The organism is Frisingicoccus sp. (assembly GCF_048388605.1).
Lineage (GTDB): Bacteria > Bacillota > Clostridia > Lachnospirales > Lachnospiraceae > Frisingicoccus.
Window position 1 is genome coordinate 85,163 of record NZ_DBGCTU010000022.1, and the last position, 26,680, is coordinate 111,842.

Genomic DNA, 26,680 nt, shown 5'->3' on the forward strand with positions numbered 1-26,680 from the left:
TTCGAGAAATATTAGAAAGGATGGTGTGTCTATGAATAATCATACATTCTTCCACTCCGTCTACTTAAATGAAGAATTATGCAACGGCTGTATCAACTGTATCAAGCGCTGTCCGACTCAGGCAATTCGTGTCCGCAACGGCAAAGCAGTGATCACAAGCCAGTTTTGCATCGACTGCGGTGAATGTGTCCGTATATGCGCCCATCACGCCAAACGCAGCCATTATGACCGTACAGATATTCTCAGTAATTACAAATATACAGTGGCGCTTCCGGCGCCGTCCCTTTACAGCCAGTTCAACAATCTGGATGATATCAACATCGTATTGACCGCTCTCATCTATATGGGCTTTGACGATGTTTTTGAGGTTGCTTCCGCGGCAGAGATCGTTTCGGAAGTGTCCCGCACATATATTGACGAACATCCGGAAAAATGGCCGTTGATCAGTACGGCCTGTCCTTCGGTCGTGCGTTTGATCCGGGTACGTTTTCCGAATCTGATCGACCATCTGCTGCCGATCAATCCGCCGGTAGAAGTGGCTGCACGGCTCGCACGGAAATATGCCGTCGAAAAAACCGGTCTTGCACCGGAAGACATCGGCATTATCTTTATTTCACCGTGTCCTTCCAAAGTAGCCTACGCTAAAGAACCTTTGGGAACAGCCAAAAGTGATATTGACGGTGTCCTTGCCATCAAGGATGTTTATCCGATGCTTCTTCCGCTTATGGTGGAAGCCGAAAAGAAACCGATGGATTTATCCCGGGCCGGGCGGATCGGCGTCGGCTGGGGAAGTCACGGCGGTGAAGCTGCCGGAATTGTGACCGACAATTATCTGGCCGCCGACGGAATTGAAAATGTCATTCGTGTCCTTGAGGACCTGGAGGATGAAAAATTCTCCAATCTGTCCTTTATCGAGCTGAACGCCTGCGACGGCGGCTGTGTTGGCGGTGTCCTCACCGTGGAAAATCCTTACGTTGCCCAGGCCAAGTTAAAAAAATTAAATCAGCATCTTCCGGAAGTTGTCACCCGTGCGCCTGCGGATCTGGCCGAAGATGAGATCAATTGGACGGAAGAAGTTGAATACCTCCCGGTATTCCGCCTCGGCACTTCGATGAAAGAAAGTATTATGATGATGAACCGGGTAGAACGGCTTTGCCAGAAATTCCCCGGCCTGGACTGCGGTGCCTGCGGCGCTCCAACCTGTAAGGCCCTGGCGGAAGATATCGTTCGGGGCAAGGCAAACGAAACCTATTGTATTTACATATTAAAGGATCAGATCCACTCTCTGACCCGCAGTATGAATTCTCTGGTCAACAGCGCTTCCGCTTATGAAATGAAGGGCAACGACTACCGCTACATATTCAAACAATATCTGCGGACGCTCCTTTCCGACATTTCTCTTCTGGATGCAGCGCTGAACCTGAATAAAGAAGATAAGGATGCTTAACTATGACTGTACAGGATTTAATCAACTCAAATCTGTTTCAATTAAAAAATGCCGGTGATGACCCTGAACGGGACATCACCGTGCCGTTTTGCTGTGACCTTTTAAGCGTTGCCATGGGTAAGGCACCGGCCGGCTGTGCCTGGGTCACCGTTATGGCAAATATTAATACTCTGGCTGTCGCTTCATTAACTGACGCCGCCTGTGTCATTCTTGCCGAGGATGCCTGCGTGGACGAGGTGACACTCAGCAAGGCTGAAATGCAGGGAATCACCCTGTTTACCACTGGTCTGCCGATTTTTGACGCAGCTCTGAGTATTTATCAGAAACTGAATCCATGACACAGCTCACTTACGACCTTCATATCCATTCCTGCCTCTCTCCCTGCGGAGATAATGACATGACTCCCGCCAATATTGCCGGTATGGCTGCCGTCAAGGGACTGGATGTGATCGCGGTCACTGATCACAATTCCTGCCGCAATTGCGCGCCGACCATGAAAATGGCGGAGGAATACGGCGTAATTGCTCTGCCCGGTATGGAATTATGTACCGAAGAGGAAGTTCATGTTGTCTGCCTGTTTCCGGACTTACGGGCTGCCCTTGATTTTGACGCCTATGTCTACGACAAAATGCTGAAAGTTCCAAACAAGGAAAAGATATTCGGGGAACAGCTTCTCTATAATGATATGGATGAGATCATCGGGAAAGAGCCGAATCTTCTGCTCTGCAATACTTCTATAGGCTTCGATGAAGTATATTCTCTGACTGAAGAGAGGGACGGCATTATGATCCCGGCCCATGTGGACAAAACAGCAAACAGCCTGATCGCCAATCTCGGCTTTATTCCGCCGGATAGTCAGTTCACCTGCGCCGAAATCAAAAATTTAAGCAAAAAAGAAGAACTTCTCCGGCAGCACGTCTATTTAAATCAATGCCGGATCATCAGCAATTCGGACGCTCATTATCTGGAGCATATTAACGAACCGGAACATCGTATAGAGGTTTCCGGCACTTCCGCTTCAGAAATTATCAAAGCTTTAAAAATAAAAGCATAAAAACCTGTTGACAAAAGAACAGGTTTTCTATATAATATGTTAGGCATCTAACTGTTTGATGTCTAACTTTTTTTAAGGAGGTGTTTTCATGCCCCACACATTAGATATTGGATTTCAACTCCACAACTTATCAAATCTGATGAAGCGCCGTATGGAACATTCGGAGGTTTTCTCTCATATGGATGATAATGTCACGCGGAATAACGGCTGGATTCTGAATTATCTGGCCCACCATTCCGACAGGGATATCTATCAGCGGGATATAGAAAATGATTTCTGCATCCGACGCTCCACGGTTTCAAAGGTCATCCGGCTCATGGAAACAAAGGGCCTTCTTCGCCGGGAGACAGTTCCCGGAGATGCACGGCTGAAAAAGCTGTTGCTGACGCCGGACGGAGAAAAGCTCCAGGCCGCCATTGAGCGAGAACAGCAGGAAACAGAACGGCTGCTCCGCCGGGGTGTCACTGAAGAAGAACTCCGTATTTTCCATCAGGTGATGGAAAAATTTAAAAATAATATTCAATAATTTATACCCTATCGCGCGAAGCCTGACGAAGCGCGCCCATGCGAAGCATCTGACATACGGGATACCCGAATGGGTATACCCTATCGCGCAGAGCCTGACGAAGCGCGCCCATGCGCAGCATCTAACATGCGGGACGCCCGAAAGGGTATGAATGACAGGAGGCATCTTATGATTAAACATTTAATGAAAAGCATCAGGGAATACAAGAAAGATTCTATCCTGGCACCGATTTTTGTCAGCGGTGAAGTTATTCTTGAAGTTATTATTCCATTTCTGATGTCAAAACTGATCGACTCCGGAATCGATGCCGGAGACATGAATTATATTCTGAGAACAGGCATCATCCTTGTTGTATGTGCCCTCGTATCCCTTTCCCTGGGATTTCTATCCGGCCGCAGCGCTGCCATCGCTTCCTCCGGCTTTGCTAAAAACCTTCGGAAAGATATGTATTACAATGTTCAGAACTTCTCATTTGCCAATATTGATAAGTTCTCCACAGCCAGTATTGTCACCCGTCTGACAACGGATGTGACCAACGTGCAGAACGCTTATCAGATGATCATTCGTACGGCCGTCCGTTCACCGATCATGATGATCGCGGCGATGATTATGGCCTTTAGAGTAGCAGGTAACCTTGCCTTCGTCTTTCTGGCCTGCATCCCGATTCTCGGTATCGGTCTTTATTTCATCATGACCCGCACCCATCCGATTTTTGAACGGGTATTTAAGACCTATGATAAATTAAATAACGTCGTTCAGGAAAATCTGCATGGGATCCGCGTTGTCAAATCCTTTGTCCGGGAAGACCACGAAATCAAAAAATTTAAGGACATTTCCCAGGATATTTATAACGATTTCACCCACGCCGAAAAAAATCTGGCTTTCAATATGCCTCTGATGCAATTATGTGTTTATGGAAGTATGCTTTTTATTTCCTGGTTTGGCGCCCGGATGATCGTTGCCTCCGGAAATGACGCCGCCGTCGGCTTAAGCACCGGCGAACTGATGAGTTTATTCGTTTATCTGATGCAGATCCTTATGAGCCTTATGATGCTCTCCATGGTGTTTGTTATGATCACCATATCGAGAGCTTCGGCGGAACGTATCGTGGAGATCATCGAGGAAACTTCGGATATCACCTCCCCGGAACAGCCGGTCATGGCTCTTAACAGCGGTTCCATTGATTTTGAAAATGTCAGCTTCAGTTATTCCAAAAATGCGGATAAACTTTGTCTGAAAAATATAGGACTGCATATTGCATCCGGAGAAACCGTGGGGATTATCGGCGGTACGGGTTCGGGCAAATCCAGCCTGGTTCAGCTTATTCCCCGTCTCTATGACGCCACCATCGGAAATATCCGTGTCGGCGGTGTCGATGTGAAAAATTATGATCTGGAAGTTCTCAGAGATAATGTGGCTATGGTGCTGCAGAAAAACGTCTTGTTCTCAGGGACGATCAAAGAGAATCTTCGCTGGGGAAATGCTCAGGCCACGGATGAAGAATTGATCCACGCCTGCAAACTTGCCCAGGCCGACGATTTCATCCAGAACTTTCCGGAGGGCTACGACACATATATCGAACAGGGCGGAAGCAATGTTTCCGGCGGTCAGAAACAGCGTCTCTGCATCGCCCGGGCTCTGCTTAAAAAGCCAAAAATACTTATTATGGATGACTCCACCAGCGCCGTCGACACGAAAACGGATGCTCTTATTCAAAGAGCCTTCCTGACAGAGATTCCGGAAACAACCAAAATCATCATAGCACAGCGAATTTCTTCTGTAGAACATGCGGATAAGATCATCGTCATGGACGACGGCGAGATCAACGCCATCGGAAATCATGAGGAACTGCTGGCATCCAATCCGATTTATCAGGAAGTTTACGCATCCCAGGTGAAAGGAGGAAAAGACCATGAATAAACGTCCAAAGGTATCTTCAAACACAGTAAAGCGTCTGCTCTCCTATATTTTTCATTATAAGCTGCGTTTTTTCTTTGTACTTATATGTATATTAGTCAGCGCTCTGACCAGCGTTGCCTCATCACTCTATATACAGACTCTGATCGATGATTACATTACACCGCTTTTGGTGGATGCAGATCCGGTATTTGATGCCCTTTTCAGATCTGTCATTGTTATGGCCTGTATTTATATGACGGGAATTGTCTGCGCCTTCCTTTACAACCGAATCATGGTATCCATTGCCCAGGGGGTTTTAAAGGAGATTCGTGACACCATGTTTGCCCACATGCAGAGCCTTCCCATCCGGTATTTTGATACCCACACCCATGGGGATATCATGAGTCATTATACCAATGATACGGACACCCTGCGCCAGATGATCTCCCAGAGCATCCCACAGATGTTTTCATCTATGATCACGGTCATCTCCGTTTTCTGTGCAATGCTGTCCGTCAACGTTTGGCTGACCTTAGTTATCGTTGTCTGCATTACTTTTATTTTAAATATTACAAAATTCATTGCCGGAAAGAGCAGCACCTATTTTATCCGCCAGCAGGCATCCATCGGTGATGTGAACGGCTATATTGAGGAAATGATCAACGGCCAGAAGGTTATTAAGGTATTCTGCCATGAGGAAGCGGCCGAGGATATATTTGATCAGAAGAACGCTCATCTGTGTGAGGATGCCACCTCCGCCAATATGTTTGCCAACGTCCTCATGCCGATCATGAATAACCTGGGGCATCTTCAATATGTCCTCATTGCCATCATTGGCGGCGCCATGGCCCTGAACGGAGTGAGCGGCCTAACATTAGGCGCTATCGCTTCCTTCCTCCAGTTGACCAAGTCCTTCAACGGTCCGATCAGTCAGATTTCTCAGCAGTTGAACGCTGTCATCATGGCTTTGGCCGGAGCAGAACGTATTTTTAAATTAATGGATGAAGTATCTGAGGATGATAACGGCGAAGTGACCCTTGTCAATGCGCGGTATACAGACGGTAAACTCGAAGAAGCCGATCACCGCACCGAGTTATGGGCCTGGAAAGTACCTCAGGCAGACGGCGGTTTCCACTATGAAGAATTAAAGGGTGAGGTTCGTTTCTACGATGTGGACTTTGGATACACGGGAGAAAAAATTGTTCTTCACAATATTACCCTCTATGCGGAACCGGGTCAAAAGGTTGCCTTTGTCGGCGCTACCGGCGCCGGAAAAACAACAATCACCAATCTGATCAATCGATTTTATGATATCGCCGACGGTAAGATTCGCTATGACGGCATCAACATCAATAAAATTAAAAAAGCCGATCTGCGCCGTTCCCTCGGCATTGTCCTGCAGGATGTCAATCTGTTCACGGGAACTGTCATGGATAATATCCGATACGGAAATCTGGAGGCAACCGATGAGGAATGTATCGCAGCGGCAAAGCTGGCCAATGCCGACAGTTTTATCCGTCGTCTCCCTCAGGGATATGATACCGTCCTCTCCGGTGACGGTTCCGGGCTTTCCCAGGGACAGCGCCAGCTGATTTCCATCGCCCGGGCCGCCGTGGCTGACCCTCCGGTCATGATTCTCGATGAAGCGACCTCTTCCATCGATACCCGTACCGAGGCTATCGTTCAAAAAGGTATGGACCGGCTTATGCTCGGACGCACCGTATTTGTCATCGCCCACAGGCTCTCGACTGTCCAAAACTCGGACGTGATCATGGTTCTCGAGCAGGGGCGTATCATCGAGCGCGGACCTCATAATGACCTGATTGCCCAAAAAGGCAAATATTATCAGCTCTACACCGGCGCTTTTGAACTCGAGTAAATTCTGAAGAATAGAAAAGGTCCTCGGAAAAGCTATTAAACGCTTTTTCCGAGGGCCTTTCTATTCTTTATTTGCATCCAAAATATCGATCAACTGTCTTGCCGTAACAATATAAGGTTCTTTGGGAAAATGCTTGAGATTACCTGTCACAAGATAAGCCCCATCCTTTCGTTTTTCCATAACAACTTCATAAAAAGGCAAATCCTTTATATCCGGAAGAATCACCTCCATTGGCTGCAGCTCCACGAAAATCCCGCACTCCCCAATTAATTTCAGTACATATCTCACCATTTTCCGTGGAAAATTAAATTTTTTTCGATTAAGAACTTCCTCATATTCATTCATGATTTCTCTGCTGTAAATTGGAACAATCTGTCCCGCAATCATTCTTCCTACAACCTGAACAGTCGCAGCCATATCATTACTGGAGAGCAATGCGGAAACAAGAACATTCGTATCAATAACCGCATAACAAATCATCCATCGTCCTCCTCACCGTATCTGACACGCCGAATCTCTTCATTAATTTCACTTAAAGTCATATCCTGCAGTCCATTTTTTTTAGCTTCCTCTCTTAATGCCATAAATGCCTTCATTGCCTTTTCTCTGGTAACCTCAGGTTCAGAAGATGTGATTTCAAAAGGTATTTTTCTCTCTCGCACAACAGCCCTTGCAAACACATTGATTGCGGTAGATGCCGTCATACCAAAGTCTGAACATAAAGCATCAAATTGTTTCTTCAAATTTTCATCCATTCTTACACTAAATGTTGCCTGTGCCATGATTACGCACCTCCTTTAGTACTATTATAACCATTTGTGTTATAAAATTCAACTTTTCGAACACAAAAAAATTCTTCTCCATGGGAACCGTTCCTCAGGTTCCTCAGGAGAAGAATTTTTTTACATTTGATATAATGTCACCATCAGCGGCATGGTAAAAATGCAACACAGCGTTGTCACCACATTAATGGCGCTGGCATAGTCCGCATCCTTTCCATAAACCTGGGCCATCTGTGTCACCGTGGAAGCCGACGGAGTCGTCATGGCCAGAAGGGTTATCATGAGAATCGTTGCTCCCTCAGATACCAATCCGGTGATCCCGCTGAATTTTAAAAAGGCAACGCCGATCAATGGATAAATAATAAGTCGCAATAGGGTGATAAACCATAACCGCCGATACGACAGTATCTTTTTAAAATCCAGGCTGCCGATAATCATTCCCGTAACGATCATTGCCGACGGTCCGAGCATAACTCCCACCGAATCGACAGCATCAAACAATGGCGCCGGCAGCGGCAATCTCAAAATGAAACATATAATTCCGGCAAAAACAGCCAGGATATTAATATTCATAAATATCTTCCGAAAATCTATACCTTTCTCCCCACATATCATCATCCGTCCATGACTCCAGAGTAAAATTGTCTGAACCGATAAATAACCCGTAGAATAAATGACCCACTCTTTGCCAAAAATCGCAGTGACTATAGGAATGATCAGGTTTCCCGCATTTGAATAGATAAGCGATGTTTTCTCAACCGCATCCAATCCCATCGGTTTCTCCAGAATCTTCGTTAAAATAATCATAAAAATATGAAGAATTAACGCTGTTGCTGCCGCCAATATAAGTCCTTTTAAAATCTGAGGCTCATATTCAATCTGAAAGGCAGAAAATATGGCGCAGGGCGTGATCAGATACAAGGATATAAGCGATATGCTCCGGCTGTCCTCTACTCTGATCACCTTTGCCCGCACTAAAACAGCGCCCATTGCCATCATCAAAAATAAAGACAATATTTTTTTTGCCAGTATAAATCCAATCATTGCCCTTTCTCCATCATATAGATTTCAGGCGTACACCTATTCCGCCGTTATTTGATCTGCACTTCGGTGAAGTACCGGCGTATATTCATAAGGCTCAAGGAACCGACGTTCATACTCATCTTTTAATTCTTTTCGGAATTTCGGATGGGCAATCTTGATCAGAGCCCGCGCCCTTTCCTTCAATGTTTTTCCCTTAAGCAAAGCAATGCCATACTCGGTTATTACATAATGCACATCATTCCGGGAAGTTGTCACCGCCGCTCCCGGATCTAAAAACGGCACAATACGGCTGATCGTTCCGCCTTTTGCCGTGGAAAGCATAGCGATAATACTCCGTCCGCCGTTGCTCATCGCCGCGCCGCGCACAAAGTCTACCTGCCCGCCGACACCGCTGAACTGTTTCAGGCCGATACTTTCGCTGGCAACCTGTCCCATGAGATCCACCTGTATACAGCTGTTAATAGAAACCACATTATCATTCTTTGCTATAATCACCGGGTCATTCACATAATCCACCGGATTCATGGAAATCTCCGGGTTATCATCAATAAAGTCATAGAGCCGCCGGGTTCCCATAACGAAAGTGATGACGCTCCGTCCCGGCTCCACCTTTTTCCGTTTATTGTTGATAATGCCGGCCAGCATCAGATCCACAATGCCATCGGAAGCCATCTCCGTATGCAGGCCCAGATCCTTTTTATCCCATAAAAACGGGAGCACAGATTCCGGGATAGAACCGATACCAAGCTGCAGACAATCCCCATCCTTAATTAAGGTGGAGCAGTATTTTCCGATTTTCTGTTCTAAAATACTCACCTTCGCCGGCTTCTGCTCCAGAATCGGTTCCGAATGTTCCACGATAAAATCAATATCCCGGACATGAATCAGATTACCGCCGAAGGTTCTCGGCATAAACTCATTCACCTGGGCAATAACGATTTTCGCGCTGTCGGCCACCGGCTTCGTATAATCACTGGATGTTCCAAAGGAACAAAAACCATGTTTATCCGGAACACTCACCATCACCAGCGCCACATCCACCGGCAGCTCCGTGCGGAAAAATTTCGGCACCTCATGGAAAAATCCCGGACTGTAATTGGCGTAACCCTGGGCCACCGCCTCTCTTGTCCCGGCACCAAGGAATAAACCGTTAAAAACAAAATGTCCCTTCATCTCGGGACGCGTATACTTTCCTTCACCGAGAGAAACCATGTGACATATCTCCACATTTTCATACATTTCATAGTTTTCCACCAATGTATCGATTAAGTATGTCGGTTCCCCGGCAGCATGGCCGGTAACTACCCGGTCTCCGCTCTTAATATAACCAATGGCCTCTTTTGCCGATACAACCTTTGAATTATAAATATCCTTCCAGTCTTCTATATTCATAAGTGCTCACCCCCTGTTGCTTATTATTATATTTCACCTTCACACCAAACACAAGAAAAAACTTCCCTGATTGTAAAATGTCGAAAAAAAATACAGTCAAACAATTTTCCTGTCTGACTGCATTTTTCCTAATATATGCCTTTGGCGGCCTTTGACCGTAGGGATGCCAGATGATCCAGCGCCTGCTTCAGGGTGTCATCCTGTTTTGCAAAATGGAAACGGATAAAATGATTCACATCCTCTTTAAAAAAGCTGGAACCCGGCACGGCGCCGACTCCGACTTCCCGTGCCAGCCATTCGCAGAATTTCACATCATCCTTCACTCCGAATTCAGAGACGTCCATCAGTACATAATAAGCGCCCTGGGGTTCAGAAAAGGTATAGCCCAGATTTTTAAGACCGCCCGTAAAAAGATTTTTCATATGGGTATAATGATTCTGCAATTCTTTATAATAATCATCACTGAAATTCAATCCGACGACCGCAGCTTCCATCAACGGCGCCGCAGCTCCCACCGTCAAAAAATCATGAACTTTTTTTACCCTGTCCGTAATCTCCGGCGACGCCATCACATAACCCAGCCGCCAGCCGGTGATCGAATAGGTTTTGGAAAGGGAATTGCAGACGATCGTCCGCTCTCTCATTCCCGGCAGAGCTGCCAGATATGTATGCCGGTTCGGCTCATAAACAATATGTTCATACACTTCATCCGTGATAATATAGGCATCATACCGCTTTGCCAGATCCGCAATCATTTCAAGCTCTTCTTTTGTGAACACCTTACCGCAGGGATTCGACGGATTGCATAAAATCATTATCCGTGCCCCCTGCTTAAACGCCGCTTCCAGCACATCCGCGTCAAATTTAAATTCCGGCGGTGTCAGCGGAACATAAATCGGTTCCGCCCCGGAAAGAATGGTATCCGCACCATAATTTTCATAAAAAGGAGAAAAAATAACGACTTTATCCCCCGGGTCTGCCACCGCCATCATCGCCGCCATCATTGCTTCCGTGCTGCCGCAGGTAACCACAAGTTCTCTGTCCGGATCCACCCGGATGCCGGAAAAACGGGCAATTTTTTTCGCCAGAGCCTCCCTGAAATTTTGTGCGCCCCATGTCAGCGCATACTGGTGAGGCCCCTGTCCGGCCACCTCTGCCAAACGGGCGGTTATCGCCTTGGGCGGTTCAAAATCAGGAAATCCCTGAGACAGATTCACCGCGCCATAAGTATTGGAGATTCGGGTCATTCGCCGAATCACCGAATCCGTAAAACTTTCTGTCCGTTTACTCAATGTTTTCATAGATCTGCTCCAACCTCTTATGCCAAATAGGATTTATGATTATTTAATATTCCCTTTTCATCCAGAGAAAATTTTATCTGACGCATGGTCCTCAACACCGAATCCGGCGTCTCCTGCAGAAAATAAGGCCGCTTGCTCAAACCGATACCATGTTCTCCGGATGTCAGGCCGCCAAGAGTATAGGCATGATGATATAAAACCACCATATTGTCATGCAGCTCTCTTTTCCATGTCTCATCATCCCTGTCGCCCCGGACAACACACAGATGAACATTTCCGTCGCCCGCATGGCCGAAACGAATCAGCTGCATACCGCTCTTTTTTTCCTGCTCGCCGACAAATTGAATAAAGGCATCCACCTTGCTGATCGGGACAACCAAATCTACCGGTTCCTGCTCAGATACAGCCTCCACAGCTTTCACCAGGGCTCCCCGCATTTTCCAGATTTCAGCAGCCTGCTCCGGATCGTCCAGAACAATAAAATCTATGGCGCCGTTTTCAAGGGCAATCTTTCCGGCTTTCTCTATGTGAAGCGTCACTTCTTCCGGCTCCCCATCAAAGGTGAGTATCATATAGGCTCCCGCCGACGGGCATGGAAATTTTGTGCCCGTAAAATTCTCACCAAGCCTTGCCACATCCCGCTCCACAAATTCCACCGCTGTCGGTCCCACATTGCCTTTCAATAAAGCAAGGACACTGGAAGTTCCCGTTTTGATATCCGGATAAGGCACCAGTACACTTAATGTCGAAGCCGGTTTCGGAATCAATTTTAAAATGCACCTGGTAATTACAGCCAATGTACCCTCTGAGCCGATAACAATATTTTTCAGAGACAGCCCGCTGGCATCCTTCACATTCTTACTGCCCACGGTTATCACGTCCCCGTTGGCGAGAACCAGTTCCAGTCCCCGGACATAATCTCTTGTCACGCCATATTTAACCGCCCGCATACCGCCCGCATTCGTACTGATATTGCCGCCGATCGAAGACTGCTTTTCACCGGGATCCGGCGGATAAAATAATCCCCGCGCTTCAACATATTTCTGAAAATCCTCCAGAAGTATTCCCGGTTCCACTACAGCTGTCATTGTATCCTCATCCAATTCCAGAACACGATTCATGAGAGATACATCTAAAACAATGCCTCCTCTCTGCGGTACCGTGGAGCCGACCAGATTCGTTCCCGCGCCCCTCGGCGTCACCGGAATCTCATTTTCCCAGGCATACCGCATAATCCGGCTGACTTCCTCGGTAGATACGGGAAAAACCACCGTATCCGCACACCCTTTTAAGCGCCCGAGGACGTCACTCTGATACTTTTCATCAATATTTTCGGTAATACACCGTTTGTCGTCTTTAATAATGTCATGAATTGATGTCATTGCTTTCACTCCCATGCTGGTACAAAAAATCCTTTAAATACATCCTGGAAAACCTGTTTTGTGGATTCAGACTGGAATGCTTCTACGATTCTCTGATACACCGGGTCGTCTTTATCTTCACTGCGCACGGCGATCAGGCAGAAATAGCTGTCGTCATCATACTCTTTTTCAAAGAAAATGCCGTCTTCCTGCGGGTCGATGCCACAATCCAGCGCATAGTTTCCGTTGATGACTGCCGCGGTAACATCCGGCAGCATGGAATATATATTCGAAGCATCCGCCTCAATAAATTCAACCTGAACATTATAAGTCTCAATATCAGATACCTCCGGATTTGCTCCCGCATCATCTTTTAATTTAATGATACCCGCAGATTCCAGAAGCTTCAATGCCCGTCCGCCGTTGGAGGCATCCCCCGGAATGGCAATCGTGTCGCCGTCCTTCAATTCAGAAACATCGCTGATCTTATCGGAATACAGATTCATTGCAATAACAAAGGTATCGCCGATAGCCGATATGTCATATCCCTTTGTCTCAACCTCATTTTCAAAATAGGCGTGATGCTGGAATGCATTCATTTCGATATCGCCGCTGGCAAGTGCCGCATTCGGCAGAGAAAAATCAGAAAACTGAACCAGTTCAATATTGATGCCCTCATCCTTTAATTCTTCAGCAATCGGATTCCATATTTCTTCATAAATTGCCCCGGTCAAACCGATCCTGACGGTGACTTCCTCCCGGGAGGCTGTTGACTCTCCGCCCGCCGCTGTTTCTTCACCTTCTGTTGACACTGCGGATTCCGCATCGGCTTTCTTTGTCTCTGTTTTTCCTGAACCGCCGCAGGCTGTCAGCCCCAATATCAGTGCAGCCGTTAAAGCGCAGGTACGTAAAATATTCTTCTTCATATTCATTTCCTCCTCTTCATTGTGTTAATGTATATTTTTCTTTTCTATAAATGTTCCGATGCATTGAATCATCGAAACAAAAATAACGAGAATAATGACCGTCACATAGGTGACATCCACCTGATTTCTGTCATGGCCATAGCGGACGGCAAAATCGCCAAGACCGCCGGCCCCAACCGCACCGGCCATAGCTACCAGTCCGAGCAGACTAATCACCGTAATCGTTGTTCCCCTGGCGATGCCCGGAATACTTTCTTTAATGTAAACCTGAAAGACCATCTCCGGTGCAGAACAGCCCATGGCCTGGGCCGCTTCGATCAGCCCCGGATCCACTTCTGCAAAAGCATTTTCAATCTGGCGCGTGAAAAAAGGAGTGGCGCCGAACACGAGGGGAACGATAGCCCCCGGTACTCCGATCGCTGTTCCCATAATAAAACGGCTCAAAGGCATCAGACCCGTCAGCAAAATAATAAACGGAATGGAACGAAAAAAGTTAATGCATTTATCCAGCACCTGAAAAACGCCTTTGTTTTCGCATATTCCACCCTGTTTTGTTACCGTTAAGATAATACCGAAAAACATTCCCAAGACAAAAATCAACACGCCCGACCACAGGGTCATCACCAGCGTTTCCTGAATACTTTCCACAAGCGCATCCGGCTTATCAAGAACATTCGGTATGATCTTTTCAAGAAATTCAGGCATCCAAAATCACCTCCACGCCAATCTGTTTATTTCTCAGATAATCCACAGCCTTCTCGACGGATGATCTCTCCCCATCAACAATAGCTACCAATCCGCCAATAGGATTCTCATCGATCAGTTCAATATTACCGAAAATAATATTCATATCCAGTTGAAACTGTCGGGATATGTAAGATACCAACGCCTCCGAAGCATCCTGCTTTAAATATCGGAGTCGTAAAATGCATTGTCCCTTCCGCAGCATTGTCAACGGATGTTTTTCCTCCACCAATTCATATATTCTGGAAAGATTTGTTGTGCTGTCCACAAAATTTTTCGTGATCGGCTGTTTCGGTGACGCAAAGATTTCAAAAACACCGCCCTGCTCTACGACCTCTCCGTTTTCCATAACGGCCACCTCATCGCATATATCCTTGACCACCTGCATTTCGTGGGTAATAATAACAATCGTAATTCCCATTTCCCTATTGACTTTTTTCAACAATTTTAAAATAGATTTCGTCGTCTGGGGGTCCAGCGCGCTGGTAGACTCATCACTCAGCAGCACCTTCGGATTATTGGCCAATGCCCGCGCTATGGCCACTCTCTGCTTCTGCCCGCCGGACAACTGGGACGGATAGGCTTTTTTATAGTCCTCCAAGCCTACTAAATCCAGAAGCTGGCGGATTTTCTCTTCTTTTTCTGTTTTCGTAAGATGGCTTTTTCGCAGTGGAAAAGCCACATTCTCATAAACCGTCCGGGACTTAAACAGATTAAACTGCTGAAAGATCATGCCTATATTCTCGCGCTGTTTTCTCAGCTCCGCCGTCGACAGCCCGGTCAGCTCCACACCATCGATATATACCTTTCCGGATGTAGGCCGCTCCAAAAGATTTATGCAGCGGACCAACGTGGATTTCCCGGCCCCGGAAAATCCGATAATTCCGTAGATCTTCCCCTTTTCAATTTCCAGATTCACATTTTTTACCGCTTCAATCGTCCGTCCTCCGGAAACAAAAGTTTTACTCACATTCTCAAATCGAATCATAGTGAATCTCCTTAATTCATATTATTCATATCGTTTTTATATGATTATTGATGATTAAAAAACAGGTGCCAGATCACTTCACCTGTTTTTTAAGATGTTCTCATTATATCAATATTTTCTGAAAAGTGTTAATATGAAAAAGCGATATCAAACTATAGGTACAGCCTATAACAGCCGTTCCCGATAGGCTTCCAGTTCCCGGATATAAACCTCTCCGATGGGACTGATATTCGAACCTTTCCGTTTAATATAACCGATCCGCATCTTCTCCGTTTCCACCAGCGGCACCGCCTTATAATCCAGGCCGTTTAACTCCTCACAGATAATGCCGGAGCAGAGCGTATAAGCATTCAGTCCAACCATCAGGTTTAAAAGCGTTGCCCGGTCATTGGCATGAATAATCTGCTTATAATCATAGGTGCTCTTCATTTCCTCCGCAAAATAAAACGCCCCGTTTTTCCCCTGGTCAAAAGCCAGACAGGGATAAGCCTGCAGCTCCTCCATCGAAATCTGCGGTTGATCGGCCAGCGGATGTCCTCCCCACAGATAAACATAAGTTTCACATTGAAAAAGCTCCGCAAATTCCAGGCCATTCTCCTTAAAAATCTTGCGCATCACCTGTTCATTATAATCATTCAGATAAAGCACGCCGAGCTCGCTTTTAAAAAACTTCACATTTTCAATGACTTCCCATGTCCGGGTTTCATGGACGGCAAATTCATATTCATCCATACCGATCTTCTTAACCATCTCCACAAAAGCTTTCACCGCGAAAGAATAATGCTGCATGGAGACACTGAATTTCTTTTTTGATTTTTTTTCAAGATATCGGTTCTCAAGCAAATGATACTGCTCTGTCACCTGCCGGGCATAACCCAGAAATTCTTCGCCCTCAGGCGTGATGATAATTCCCCGGTTGGAACGCACAAACAGGCTGAAACCGATTTCCTGCTCCAGTTCCTTCACCGTGGCTGACAGACTTGGCTGGGATATAAACAACTTTTTGGCCGCCTCATTCATAGAACCATTGTCCGCAATGGTAATTACCTGATGTAATTGTTGTAATGTCATTATTCCAACCCTCTTTTATCCGCGCAATTATACATTTTTAAGACTCTGTTCCAAATCCGCAATAATATCATCCACATTTTCAAGTCCGACAGAAAGACGGATCAATCCCGGATTCACACCGGCAGCGATCAACTGTTCATCTGTCAGCTGACGATGAGTCGCGCTGGCCGGATGAAGAACACAGGTGCGGATATCCGCCACATGGACTTCATTGGATGCCAGCTTCAGCCCGTCCATAAACCGGACAGCTGCTGCCTTCCCGCCTTTAATCGTTATGGAGATTACGCCGCAGGTTCCCTTTGGAAGATATTTCTTTGCCAGTTCATGATATTTATCTCCCGGCAGAGCCGCATAGCTGATCGATTCGATTTTGTCTGAGGCCTGTAAAAATTTCGCAACCTTCAGCGCATTTTCACAATAGCGTTCCATACGGATCGGCAGTGTCTCCAATCCGAGGTTCAGCAAAAACGCGGAATGGGCTGCCGGATAAGCGCCGAAATCACGCATCAACTGCATACGGGCCTTAATAATATAGGCCATTTCGCCAAACTCCTTCGTATAGATCACACCGTGATAGGATTCATCCGGCTCGGTGAACTCCGGAAATTTGCCGTTGGCCCAGTTAAATTTACCACTGTCCACGATCACACCGCCGATCTGAAGGGCATGTCCATCCATATATTTTGAGGTGGAATGAACAACAATATCCGCGCCGAATTCAATCGGCTTGCAGAGAATCGGAGTGGCAAAGGTATTATCTATAATGAGGGGCACATCATTTTTATGAGCAATATTGGCAAACTTTTCAATATCAAGAACCGCCAGCGCCGGATTTGCCAGAGTTTCCCCGAATACACAGCGGGTATTTGGTTTAAATGCCTTCTGAATGGTTTCTTCATCGGCTTCCGCATCCACAAAGATACATTCAATGCCAAGTTTTTTTAATGTAACGGCAAAGAGATTCACTGTACCCCCGTAAATCGTGGATGTACTGATAAAACTGTCGCCCGCATTACACAGATTCAAAATTGAAAACAGGGATGCAGCCTGTCCGGAAGATGTGCACATTGCGCCGACACCGCCCTCTAAATCCGCGATTTTTTTCTCCACCGCATCCACTGTCGGATTGGCAAACCGGGAATACATATATTCTGTCGGCATATCGAACAACTGGCCGATATGCTCGGTTGAATCAAATACATAGGTGGTACTCTGCACGATCGGCAGTACCCGCGGTTCTCCGTTTTTCGGCGTATAGCCTGAATGCAAACATTTTGTTTCGTCTCTCATGACTTCATTCCTCCGTTTTTTGCAAGTTTTTCTTTTAATTCTGCGTCAAATACTCCCTGACGGAGCATCGCTATCTCCATCCGATACGGCGCCCAGGATTTTTTTGGCTGGTCCGCATCGGCCACATAAGGCGTCTCCAATATCTTCGGTACATCTTCAAAATCCTTATGATGGACGATTCGGTTTAAAGCCTCAAAACCGATATGGCCGAACCCGATATTTTCATGGCGGTCCTTGGCCGCTCCCGGCGCATTTTTACTGTCATTAATATGAAATACAGCAATCTGTTCCTTCCCGAGAATCCGGTCAAATTGCTCCATAACACCGTCAAAATCATGGATAATATCATACCCTGCATCGCTTGTGTGGCAGGTATCAAAACAAACTCTCAACTTATCATTGCAGGCAACCCGGTCATAAATCTGAGCCAATTCCTCAAAACTCCGGCCGATCTCACTGCCTTTGCCGGCCATTGTCTCCAGGGTCACGCACACCTTCGAATCCCGGTGCAGCACTTCATTCAGGGCTTCGGCAATCTTTGCAATGCCCGCTTCGGCCCCTGCGCCCACATGGGCCCCCGGATGGACAATAAGGATTTTGCTTCCCATCGCCTCAGAGCGGCTGAGTTCCAGATTCATAAACTCCACAGCCAGCTCAAAGGTTTCCGGCTTCACCGTATTCGCCATATTGATAATATAGGGTGCATGAATGACGATCTCATCAATTCCATGTTCCCGCATGAAAGCCCACCCCTCATCGATGCGCAGTTCACTGATATCTTTACGCTTTGTATTCTGGGGCGCCCCCGTGTACACCATAAAAGTATTGGCATCGTAGGATACAGCCTCCTTTGCAGACCCCAAAAACATTTCTTTTCCGCTCATTCCCACATGGGAACCTATCTTTAACATATTTTCTCCTCTCACCGCGCCCGCCGATAGGACACGCCGTCTTCCAGTTCAATATCCCGGCAGGCAAATAACTGATCCACTGTTAAAAAAGTATAACCCATCCGCCGTAATTCGTCAATAATTCCGGCCGCCCCCTCAAGGCCATAATCCGAAATATCGTGCATCAAAATAATATCGCCATCCTTCACTGTTTCCGCCGTTTCCCGAATAATATCCGCCGCCGGTTTCCCTGTCCAGTCCTCCGTGTCAACGGACCATAAGATCATCGGGCAGTCCAGCCAGTCCTCCAGCGCCGGGTTCATTTTGCCAAAGGGCGGTCTGAGCAGAAACTCTCCCTCCCCGATAACCGCCTCGATCGCTGCCCTGGATTTCTCGATTTCTTCCCGCTGTTTCTCTTCCGTAAGACAAGATAAATCCACATGGCTGTAGGTATGTATCCCAATCTGATGTCCTTCCTCATAAATACGCCGGACAAGCTCCGGCTGTTCCTCCACCTGGGCGCCGATCATAAAAAAAGTGGCATGGACCCCCTTTTCTTTTAACATATCCAAAAGCGCCTCTGTTTTTTCTCCTTTTGGACCGTCATCAAAGGTCAATGCCACCAGCCGTTCACTTTCCTCATAAATATCATAGGTTGCACTTTCCGGTGCTGCAGACACACTGATATTCCGTACTCCGGATATGATCAGCGATACCAACATCATGCACAAAGCTGCCGCAAGAACCCGATATTCCCTCATCTAACCGCTTCCTTAAAATCCTTCAGGCTAATATATGCCCGCCCCAGAGTCGATATTCTCCCGATTTGCTCCGGCATGCTCCCGATATTCTTCCAATATGCTCTCATATCCTCTGCTTTCTATCTTCGGTCTTTTGCCGATTCCTCTGCCTTCTGAATGAAATCCAGCATATCCCTCAGTTCACTCGCAGACATTTTTGTATACTTCGCCAGTTCTCGGATCGACGGTTCCTGCCCACTCTGTTCCATGAGATATTTTCGTGCTTCATTCACCAGCGTCACCTTGCCGACCACAGCATTTTCCACATCATCTTCCCCGGTGATTTCATCCATATAGCCCTTCATCGCCGCCTCGACTGCCCGGTCAAGCATTGCTTCCACATCTGTCAGGGCCGTATTGCCGCCGCACAACTCGGAAAGCTTCATAAATAAAGCCATATTTCCTTCCTGCACAACATCGGAAAAATCCTCCGCAGCCACCGACAGCTTTTTCACCTGCTCTAAAATCCTGTGCATCCAGTTTTCAGATATCTTCCCGATCACACTGTCGTTGCCCTCCAAAAGCTGTCCGTACAACTTCTGAAGCTCCTCCGGCGTGCAGAGAGAAATTCCGCTAATTTCATCCAGATACATGCGGAACACCGGAGAATCCGGCAGTTCGGATGCCTGACTCCCTTTCTTCGGCGATTCGGCGTTCTTTCCGCCGCTTTTCATCGACTCGGATATTTCCTCCGATTCGAGCGTCCCTTCCCCCTCTTCCAGCAAATCTTCATCTATTATTTCCTCTTCCGATGCATCACTGGCCATATTTCCTTTGGAAGAATCCGAGCTCTTTTCCGGCTTCAACAGATATTCCAGCACCATCTCCTTTTGAGTTTCGTTCAAATCCATGGAAGCAAAATAGCCGAGAATCTCCTCCCGCGACAGAGGCTCCGAAGCCGTCCTTATAATTTCAGAAACTTCCCGCACTGTTTCCATAAATATATTCTGATCTAACATAAAATAATCTTCCCTTTCCTCTAAATACTTAATACCTACTCTGTACGCTTTCGTACTAGGCTCGAAAATACCTCGCCAAGTACTCAATGTGTCGCCAAGTGTTCACAGTATACCACAAAAACCCCTATAAACCAAAGGCCTATAGGGGTTTTGATCAATTTTTTATTTTACATTTCCGGTTCCGTCTCATCAACACTGTATGGCTGAGGTGCTCCAAGAAGGTCTTCACCTAAGGTTTCGCTTTCTGTTTCACCTTCGGTTTCCAATCCGGTCTCGCTCTCGCTTCCTAATACAGATTCGGTTTCCGTCTCCATCGCAGATTCGGTTTCTGTTTCGGATTCTGTCTCGGTTTCCGTTTCCAGTTCGTGATCCAACCGGGTGACATTAATGATATATGTCTGGGTATTGCCCGCCGGAGCCGTTACAAGAATCTCGAAATAGTTCTCACCGATGTCAAGCATCAGGTCCTCCGGTGCGGTGATCACACTTTCTTCATCCATCGGTACTGCGGAATAGATGAACATTTCCATATCCACTCCGACTTCCACATCGTACTCAAAAACATCCGGGCTGAATTTTTCTTCCAGCTTCTGAACCCCTGCGATCATAAGTTCCTTAATCCGGGCATCCTCGGAGATATCCGTATTGACAACCACTTCAAGGGAAGTATAACTGCTTTCCAGGCTGACCATTTCCAGCGATTCATACTGCTCGATATACGCATCATGAAGACTGATATCTGTCGCTCCGACTTCCAGCGCTTTGAAGGTCAGCTCATAGGTTCTCTCTGTTTCGCCGTAAGCCAATGTTTCAATAATCTGGATTTCACCGTTGGCACCGGTGGCCAGATCGGTGGATGTTCCAACCAGCTCAAGTTTCTCGGCATCATAAGTCAGATCCGCCTTAATATAACTCATCGCCTCACCGCTGGAAGCTGTCACGAGTACTTTCACTTCATCGTCTTTTCCCACTGTCGGAGATTCCACGGATACGGTCATCTGGGCTCCCGACGCAATTGTCTGCATCCCGGTAAATACCACGCCGCCGACCACTGCACAGAGGGTTAAAACCGTTGCACATATGATAGAAATTATTTTTTTATTCATGGTCTTTCTCCTTTTCTACTGGCGATAAATATTCAGTGTATAGGTTGTCTGATTTCCATTTCCGGCCTGGCATACAACCTGGATCACATTGTTGCCCGGATTCAGTGCATGATATCCTGCTCCGGAAACAATCGTTCCATAGCTGCTGACCGGCGTTGCGGAAATATTGATTGAAGACTCTCTTGTTACCGCATTATAATTCAGCTTATTATAAGTAAATGTCTGGTTAAATCCAATGCTGCCATTGTTGATGCTCATATACTTGATATAGCTGTTTGGATTTCCTGTCACTGCCGGAATCGCTGCGGCGCTTGTCGGCATATTATCATAAACAGGAATAATAAAGGTAATGACACTGTCGTCCAATACACCAAGGTTTTTATAAGTGCTGTACCGGCTTGTACCTTCCGTACACGGTGCCTGAATATTGCCCATATACTGATGGTCAAAATATGGCGTATCAACCACATTGAATTTCTGGAAGTAATCCGTATTCTGTCCGACATTGATGTAGGAACTTGCAAGGAATTCCGCGCCGCCGACGATGGATAACCACGGGCTTGTCCATGGACGCCGCCATGTACCTGTCTGAGCCGCATAGTTCATACCATTCTGTACCGCATTTCCTGAAGCGCTGGCATAAGCGCCGATGTTAAAGAAGTTGTAATAACCGTAACTTCCATCGACTGCCGAACTGCCGCCGCCAACCTCCTGGCGTACTCTGGAGGCCAGGAAATAAGGGCTTACTCCCGCAATCTGTCCGGCTTCCATAAATGTATCTATATAACTGTAATACCGGCCATTATAATAATATCCATTACCATCCGCCATAAATGTACCGCCCAGAATACCTGCCGTAACAACTCTGCTCTGGGAAGTCTCATAGGACTGGCTCTCAAACATGAATATCTGCTGTTCATCCAGGAAGTTTCTCGGATCCATATAATAAGCGATCAATTCTCTGGAAGCGCCCTTCCATGATGAACCGTCCTTATTAACATACGTATCCGTTGCCCAGTCATAATCTCCAGGCGCTGTGGACAGCCATGAGAACGGTGTCGTTGAAGAAACATAAATCATCGAACGATTACCGCTGTTTTCCTGGTCAACCGCATAATTGAAATCAATCCCTGTATATTTTGCAGTAAAACTCCAGCTTGGATGCTGTGCGTGAAGATGTCTCAGCGCATTTCGATAGCTTTCCGGGAAAGCGGCGAGCTGTTCTTCAAACTGAGCATCTGTAGGTCCTTCATATGGCGTATCATTGCTTCCGGCAATTCGTACAAATTCTTTGCTCATATAGCCGGTTTTGATAACGCCGTTCACAACGCAGGATACCTTGTACCAGTCGCCCTCTTCACCCAGGATATTTACCTGTGTGCCGAGATATACAAGCCCCTGTGTACTGTAATTTGTTCCCGGACCGGTACGGAAATTCAAGCCGTCCGCCGTCGTAATTCCGGTTTTTCCCGTGACATCGACATTGCCGCCCGGATTGGTAGTTCCAGGATTGCCGGAACTGCTGTCAACAATCGTAATATATTCAGCGGAAACATAGCCTTCACGGTTTGCTCCGTTGACAACACAGGAAACCTTATACCATCCGTTCTCCTCACCGATAACAGTCACTGACGCATTCTGATAAATCAGGCCGATAGCAGAATGGTTTGTTCCTGCCCCGGTACGCACATTCAGCGCATCTGCGTTGACAACACCATTTTTCTTTTCATAGGATGGTGTCGGTTCCGGTTCCGGAGCCGGTGTTGTGCCGCCGCTTTCGTTAATCCGTGTAATATATTCGGCAGAAACATAACCGGTTGTCTCACTGCCGTTCACTTTGCATTTTACCTGATACCATGAACCGGACTGTCCGATAATCTCCACCTGTTCATTCTTTCGGATCAAGCCGATCGAACTGTGGTTTGTTCCCGCACCGGTTCGCACATTCAGTGCATCCGCATTGACAACACCTTTGCCGGTCGATGGGGCCGGATCCGTTGACGGATTGCTGCTGCCCGATGTTTTTGAAATATACTCGGCATAAACATAGCCTTCCTGAGTATTTCCATTGATAGAGCAACGAATCTTATACCATGATCCCTCGCTTGCGAGAATCTCCACCGATTCATTCTGACGGATAAGGCCTAAAATCGTATCCGAAGTACTTGCTCCGCCCCGGACATTCAACGCGTCCACATTGACAACGCCTGTACCGGTAGCCGGTGTCGGCGTTGTACCGCCCGTATTTCCCGGATTGCCTGTATTGCCCTGACTGCCTGTATTGCCTGAACTGCCGTCCATCTGAACATACTGGCTATGTACATATCCTGTCTGAATAACGCCATCCATCTGGCAGGTGATCTTATACCATTCGCCATGAACCGAAATCACTGTCAGACGCGTGCCCTGGGCCACACTGCCCATACGGGAAAAATTCGTTCCTGCCCCGGTACGCACATTCAGCCAATCCGCCGTGATCGTTCCGGCGGAACTGGTTGGACGTGTCGGTGTATCTGAAACCACATTCGAAATATAGTCACCCCGAACATATCCTGAAACCGCCCCGGACACTTTGTACCATGTATAACCATCTGAGCCCTGTATCGTCTCCTCGATGCTGAGTGTCTGTCCCTGAGTCACTGTTCCCACACGGGAATACCCTGTGCCTGCGCCAGAACGGACATTCAAAGCATCTGCGTTGACCGTACCCGTCGTGGCCGCATTTGCCCTCAGCGGACCGATGCCTGATGCGCAGGAAATAACCATTGATGTCACCAACGCATAGATAAGGCCCTTATTAAAGCCACTGAACTTTTTCATAATGTCCTCCCTGTTGATTTATTACAATTCTATTACATATTTACTACAATTATGGCATAAATCATGTAAATAATCAACTGTTTTTCGCATTTTTTATTAAAAAACTACGTAAAAAAGGGGATAAAAAGGGCATTTACCCCCACTTTGAAGTAAATGCCCCGCTTTTTTTATAAAATTTTCAATCAGGCCTTGCCAACGGAACCGAATAATTCCATCTTTTCAAGCACTGTCGCACGGATAGCGTCTGCGCCCGGCTTCAATAATTTACGCGGATCATAGCCCTTGCCCTGAAGGTCTTTGCCTTCTTCAATATATTTACGGGTAGCGTCTGCAAAAGCAAGCTGACATTCCGTATTTACATTAATTTTTGCAACACCCAGGGAAATTGCTTTTTTAATCATATCATCCGGAATTCCTGTGCCGCCGTGAAGTACGAGAGGCAGATCACCTGTAAGCTTCTGAACGGCATCCAATGTTTCAAAGCTCAGTCCCTTCCAGTTGGCCGGATATTTGCCGTGAATATTGCCGATACCTGCTGCCAGCATATCTACGCCCAGATCAGCGATCATCTTACATTCATTTGGGTCCGCACATTCACCGGCACCGATAACACCGTCCTCTTCACCGCCGATGGAACCGACTTCCGCTTCCAGAGACATTCCCTTTTCACGGCAGATTTTTACAAGTTCTTTTGTTTTTTCAACATTTTCTTCGATCGGATATTTGGAACCGTCAAACATAATGGAAGAAAATCCGGCTTCGATACATTTCAGGCAGCCTTCATAAGTTCCATGATCCAAATGGATCGCTACAGGCACAGTAATGCCGAGTTCATCAATCATTGCTCCGGCCATTGCCGCAACCGTCTTAAACCCGGTCATATACTTTCCGGCGCCCTCGGAAACCCCAAGGATCACCGGGGATTTTGCTTCTTCTGCAGCCAGCAAAATTTCTTTTGTCCATTCCAGATTGTTAATATTAAACTGTCCAACAGCATAGTGGCCGGCTACGGCTTTTTTCAACATCTCTTCTGCGGATACAAACATTTTTTAACCCTCCATAATTTTCTTTGTTAGTAGTTACTTAAAATTTTACTCTTAAATACGAAAAAAATCAATGAAATCCCGTAAAATCAATGTTCTTTCGCATGAACATTGATTTCGATGGTGCAATCGGAAACAAAACCTTCATTAATATCCAGCGCATACTCTATCCGCACATGAATGTTTTCCTCTGTTTCCGTCAATTCCACGCTGAAAGTATTAAAGCAGACTTCCATCATGCCGTAAGGCGTCCGATACATCACCATATTCTTCATATTCGGCTCAAATACCATATGGGCATTATGGGAACCGTGCTTGATCAGATCGACCCGATTCGGCGTCATCTTCAGCGTATTACTCATCTGCTCTCCGATCTCAGGTATCATTTCATCATACAGAATATAATGTTTCCCATTTCTGAAATAATAATTCCCGGTCGTTATCATCTCCGTCGTGCCGTCTTCGCCAAATTCATGCTGAACGCCCTTTATTGATAAAATTACTTTATCTGTCATTATGTATACCTGTCCTTCATCCATTCTGATTAATAATTTTCAATCGGCACAAGCCGTGTCGGTACTAAATCCACCGGAAGAATCGAATTGGCAAACTTGGTAAACCGCTCCGCACCGTCGCTGACAAAAAAATGATAGGACGGTTCTCCGGTTTCCCTGTATATACCTTCCTCCTTCAACAGCTCCCGCAGACTGCAGGCCGTCTCATAGGCCGGATTGACCAGGGTAACGCCTTCGCCGACAAGCCGCCCGATAGTTTTTCGGAGCAGCGGATAATGGGTGCAGCCGAGGACGAGGGTGTCGACCCCCGAATCCTGCAGCGACTTCAAATACCGCCGGGCAACCTCATCCGTCACCGGATCATCCGTCCATCCCTCCTCAACCAGGGAAACGAACAGCGGGCACGCCTTCTGCACCACCTCGATCGCTGAATCATACTCATGGATCACCCGCGGATAAATACCGCTGCCGATGGTGCCCTCTGTCGCTATAATACCGATGCGTTTATTCCGGGTGGCATTGACCGCAGTCACCGCTCCCGGCCGGACAACGCCGATGATCGGTATATCCAGTTTTTCTTTCAAAACATCCAGGGCATAGGATGTGGCCGTATTGCAGGCCACCACGATCGCCTTCACCTGCTTTGTCTTTAGGAAATGAACAATCTGTTCCGAATAATTAATAATGGTATCTCTGGATTTTGTTCCATAAGGTACTCTGGCCGTATCTCCAAAATAAACAATATTTTCCGAAGGAAGCTGCCGGATGATTTCCCGCACTACGGTCAAACCGCCGACGCCCGAATCAAAAACACCAATCGGTGCATCTATCTGCATCTTTCGG

At 46.7% G+C, this 26,680-nt stretch carries 25 protein-coding genes; 6 read left to right on the top strand and 19 right to left on the bottom strand.

Going from position 1 to position 26,680, the window contains the following annotated elements:
* The first annotated feature begins 31 nt into the window (after positions 1-31).
* The 6 genes from ACMN7X_RS04630 (at position 32) to ACMN7X_RS04655 (ending at position 6,805) form a co-directional block, all read left to right on the top strand.
* On the top strand, positions 32-1,447 hold the full coding sequence (locus ACMN7X_RS04630) for a [Fe-Fe] hydrogenase large subunit C-terminal domain-containing protein (RefSeq protein WP_418746324.1): 1,416 nt from the start codon (positions 32-34) through the stop codon (positions 1,445-1,447).
* A gap of 2 nt (positions 1,448-1,449) precedes the next feature.
* Positions 1,450-1,785: a hypothetical protein gene (locus tag ACMN7X_RS04635; RefSeq protein ID WP_418746325.1), complete on the top strand. Its 336-nt coding sequence runs from the start codon at positions 1,450-1,452 to the stop codon at positions 1,783-1,785.
* Positions 1,782-2,501 (top strand): PHP domain-containing protein, encoded by a 720-nt coding sequence (locus ACMN7X_RS04640; protein ID WP_418746326.1) that lies wholly within the window; start codon positions 1,782-1,784, stop codon positions 2,499-2,501. Before ACMN7X_RS04635 ends, ACMN7X_RS04640 begins: the two co-directional genes overlap by 4 nt.
* Positions 2,502-2,589: 88 nt before the next feature.
* The gene (locus tag ACMN7X_RS04645; protein ID WP_418746327.1) at positions 2,590-3,027 is read left to right on the top strand and encodes a MarR family winged helix-turn-helix transcriptional regulator; all 438 of its coding nucleotides are present in this window, start codon (positions 2,590-2,592) and stop codon (positions 3,025-3,027) included.
* 168 nt (positions 3,028-3,195) lie between these two features.
* Positions 3,196-4,947 (top strand): ABC transporter ATP-binding protein, encoded by a 1,752-nt coding sequence (locus tag ACMN7X_RS04650; protein ID WP_418746328.1) that lies wholly within the window; start codon positions 3,196-3,198, stop codon positions 4,945-4,947.
* Positions 4,940-6,805 carry an ABC transporter ATP-binding protein gene (locus ACMN7X_RS04655; protein WP_418746329.1) on the top strand — a complete coding sequence of 622 codons (1,866 nt, stop codon included), beginning with the start codon at positions 4,940-4,942 and terminating at the stop codon, positions 6,803-6,805. Before ACMN7X_RS04650 ends, ACMN7X_RS04655 begins: the two co-directional genes overlap by 8 nt.
* Before the next feature lie 60 nt (positions 6,806-6,865).
* On the opposite strand, the gene ACMN7X_RS04660 is transcribed toward ACMN7X_RS04655, so the two are convergent.
* From ACMN7X_RS04660 to murI, 19 genes are all read right to left on the bottom strand, one after another.
* Positions 6,866-7,285, bottom strand: coding sequence for a putative toxin-antitoxin system toxin component, PIN family (locus tag ACMN7X_RS04660; protein ID WP_418746330.1), 420 nt, complete (start codon positions 7,283-7,285; stop codon positions 6,866-6,868).
* Positions 7,282-7,587 carry a type II toxin-antitoxin system RelB/DinJ family antitoxin gene (locus tag ACMN7X_RS04665; protein WP_418746331.1) on the bottom strand — a complete coding sequence of 102 codons (306 nt, stop codon included), beginning with the start codon at positions 7,585-7,587 and terminating at the stop codon, positions 7,282-7,284. The genes ACMN7X_RS04660 and ACMN7X_RS04665 overlap by 4 nt, the downstream gene beginning before the upstream one ends.
* Positions 7,588-7,707: 120 nt before the next feature.
* On the bottom strand, positions 7,708-8,631 hold the full coding sequence (locus tag ACMN7X_RS04670) for an AEC family transporter (RefSeq protein WP_418746332.1): 924 nt from the start codon (positions 8,629-8,631) through the stop codon (positions 7,708-7,710).
* Between the two features lie 36 nt (positions 8,632-8,667).
* Positions 8,668-10,023 (bottom strand): acetyl-CoA hydrolase/transferase family protein, encoded by a 1,356-nt coding sequence (locus ACMN7X_RS04675; RefSeq protein WP_418746333.1) that lies wholly within the window; start codon positions 10,021-10,023, stop codon positions 8,668-8,670.
* A 128-nt stretch (positions 10,024-10,151) separates the two neighbouring features.
* On the bottom strand, positions 10,152-11,324 hold the full coding sequence (locus ACMN7X_RS04680) for a pyridoxal phosphate-dependent aminotransferase (protein ID WP_418746334.1): 1,173 nt from the start codon (positions 11,322-11,324) through the stop codon (positions 10,152-10,154).
* A gap of 17 nt (positions 11,325-11,341) precedes the next feature.
* The gene (locus ACMN7X_RS04685; protein WP_418746335.1) at positions 11,342-12,706 is read right to left on the bottom strand and encodes an FAD-binding oxidoreductase; all 1,365 of its coding nucleotides are present in this window, start codon (positions 12,704-12,706) and stop codon (positions 11,342-11,344) included.
* A gap of 5 nt (positions 12,707-12,711) precedes the next feature.
* On the bottom strand, positions 12,712-13,611 hold the full coding sequence (locus tag ACMN7X_RS04690; protein ID WP_418746336.1) for a MetQ/NlpA family ABC transporter substrate-binding protein: 900 nt from the start codon (positions 13,609-13,611) through the stop codon (positions 12,712-12,714).
* Positions 13,612-13,635: 24 nt separating this feature from the next.
* Positions 13,636-14,316, bottom strand: a complete 681-nt coding sequence (locus ACMN7X_RS04695; protein WP_418746337.1) for a methionine ABC transporter permease — start codon at positions 14,314-14,316, stop codon at positions 13,636-13,638.
* Entirely contained in the window at positions 14,309-15,343 is a 1,035-nt protein-coding gene (locus ACMN7X_RS04700; protein ID WP_418746338.1) for a methionine ABC transporter ATP-binding protein, read from the bottom strand. The genes ACMN7X_RS04695 and ACMN7X_RS04700 overlap by 8 nt, the downstream gene beginning before the upstream one ends.
* 165 nt (positions 15,344-15,508) lie before the next feature.
* Positions 15,509-16,414: a LysR family transcriptional regulator gene (locus tag ACMN7X_RS04705; RefSeq protein WP_418746339.1), complete on the bottom strand. Its 906-nt coding sequence runs from the start codon at positions 16,412-16,414 to the stop codon at positions 15,509-15,511.
* A 27-nt stretch (positions 16,415-16,441) separates the two neighbouring features.
* A complete protein-coding gene (locus ACMN7X_RS04710) occupies positions 16,442-17,704 on the bottom strand; it encodes an O-acetylhomoserine aminocarboxypropyltransferase/cysteine synthase family protein (protein ID WP_418746340.1) in 1,263 nt (420 codons plus the stop codon).
* Positions 17,701-18,615 carry a deoxyribonuclease IV gene (locus ACMN7X_RS04715; protein WP_418746341.1) on the bottom strand — a complete coding sequence of 305 codons (915 nt, stop codon included), beginning with the start codon at positions 18,613-18,615 and terminating at the stop codon, positions 17,701-17,703. Before ACMN7X_RS04715 ends, ACMN7X_RS04710 begins: the two co-directional genes overlap by 4 nt.
* An 11-nt stretch (positions 18,616-18,626) precedes the next feature.
* Entirely contained in the window at positions 18,627-19,355 is a 729-nt protein-coding gene (locus ACMN7X_RS04720) for a polysaccharide deacetylase family protein (RefSeq protein WP_418746342.1), read from the bottom strand.
* Positions 19,356-19,474: 119 nt separating this feature from the next.
* Entirely contained in the window at positions 19,475-20,353 is an 879-nt protein-coding gene (locus ACMN7X_RS04725; protein WP_418746343.1) for a hypothetical protein, read from the bottom strand.
* A gap of 167 nt (positions 20,354-20,520) precedes the next feature.
* Positions 20,521-21,459 (bottom strand): cadherin-like beta sandwich domain-containing protein, encoded by a 939-nt coding sequence (locus ACMN7X_RS04730; protein WP_418746344.1) that lies wholly within the window; start codon positions 21,457-21,459, stop codon positions 20,521-20,523.
* Positions 21,460-21,474: 15 nt separating this feature from the next.
* Positions 21,475-24,279: an SH3 domain-containing protein gene (locus tag ACMN7X_RS04735; protein WP_418746346.1), complete on the bottom strand. Its 2,805-nt coding sequence runs from the start codon at positions 24,277-24,279 to the stop codon at positions 21,475-21,477.
* Positions 24,280-24,461: 182 nt separating this feature from the next.
* A complete protein-coding gene (gene fba, locus ACMN7X_RS04740) occupies positions 24,462-25,325 on the bottom strand; it encodes a class II fructose-1,6-bisphosphate aldolase (protein WP_418746347.1) in 864 nt (287 codons plus the stop codon).
* 86 nt (positions 25,326-25,411) lie between these two features.
* Positions 25,412-25,837, bottom strand: coding sequence for a DUF1934 domain-containing protein (locus tag ACMN7X_RS04745; protein WP_418746348.1), 426 nt, complete (start codon positions 25,835-25,837; stop codon positions 25,412-25,414).
* A gap of 29 nt (positions 25,838-25,866) precedes the next feature.
* A complete protein-coding gene (murI, locus tag ACMN7X_RS04750) occupies positions 25,867-26,673 on the bottom strand; it encodes a glutamate racemase (RefSeq protein WP_418746349.1) in 807 nt (268 codons plus the stop codon).
* Positions 26,674-26,680 lie beyond the last annotated feature (7 nt).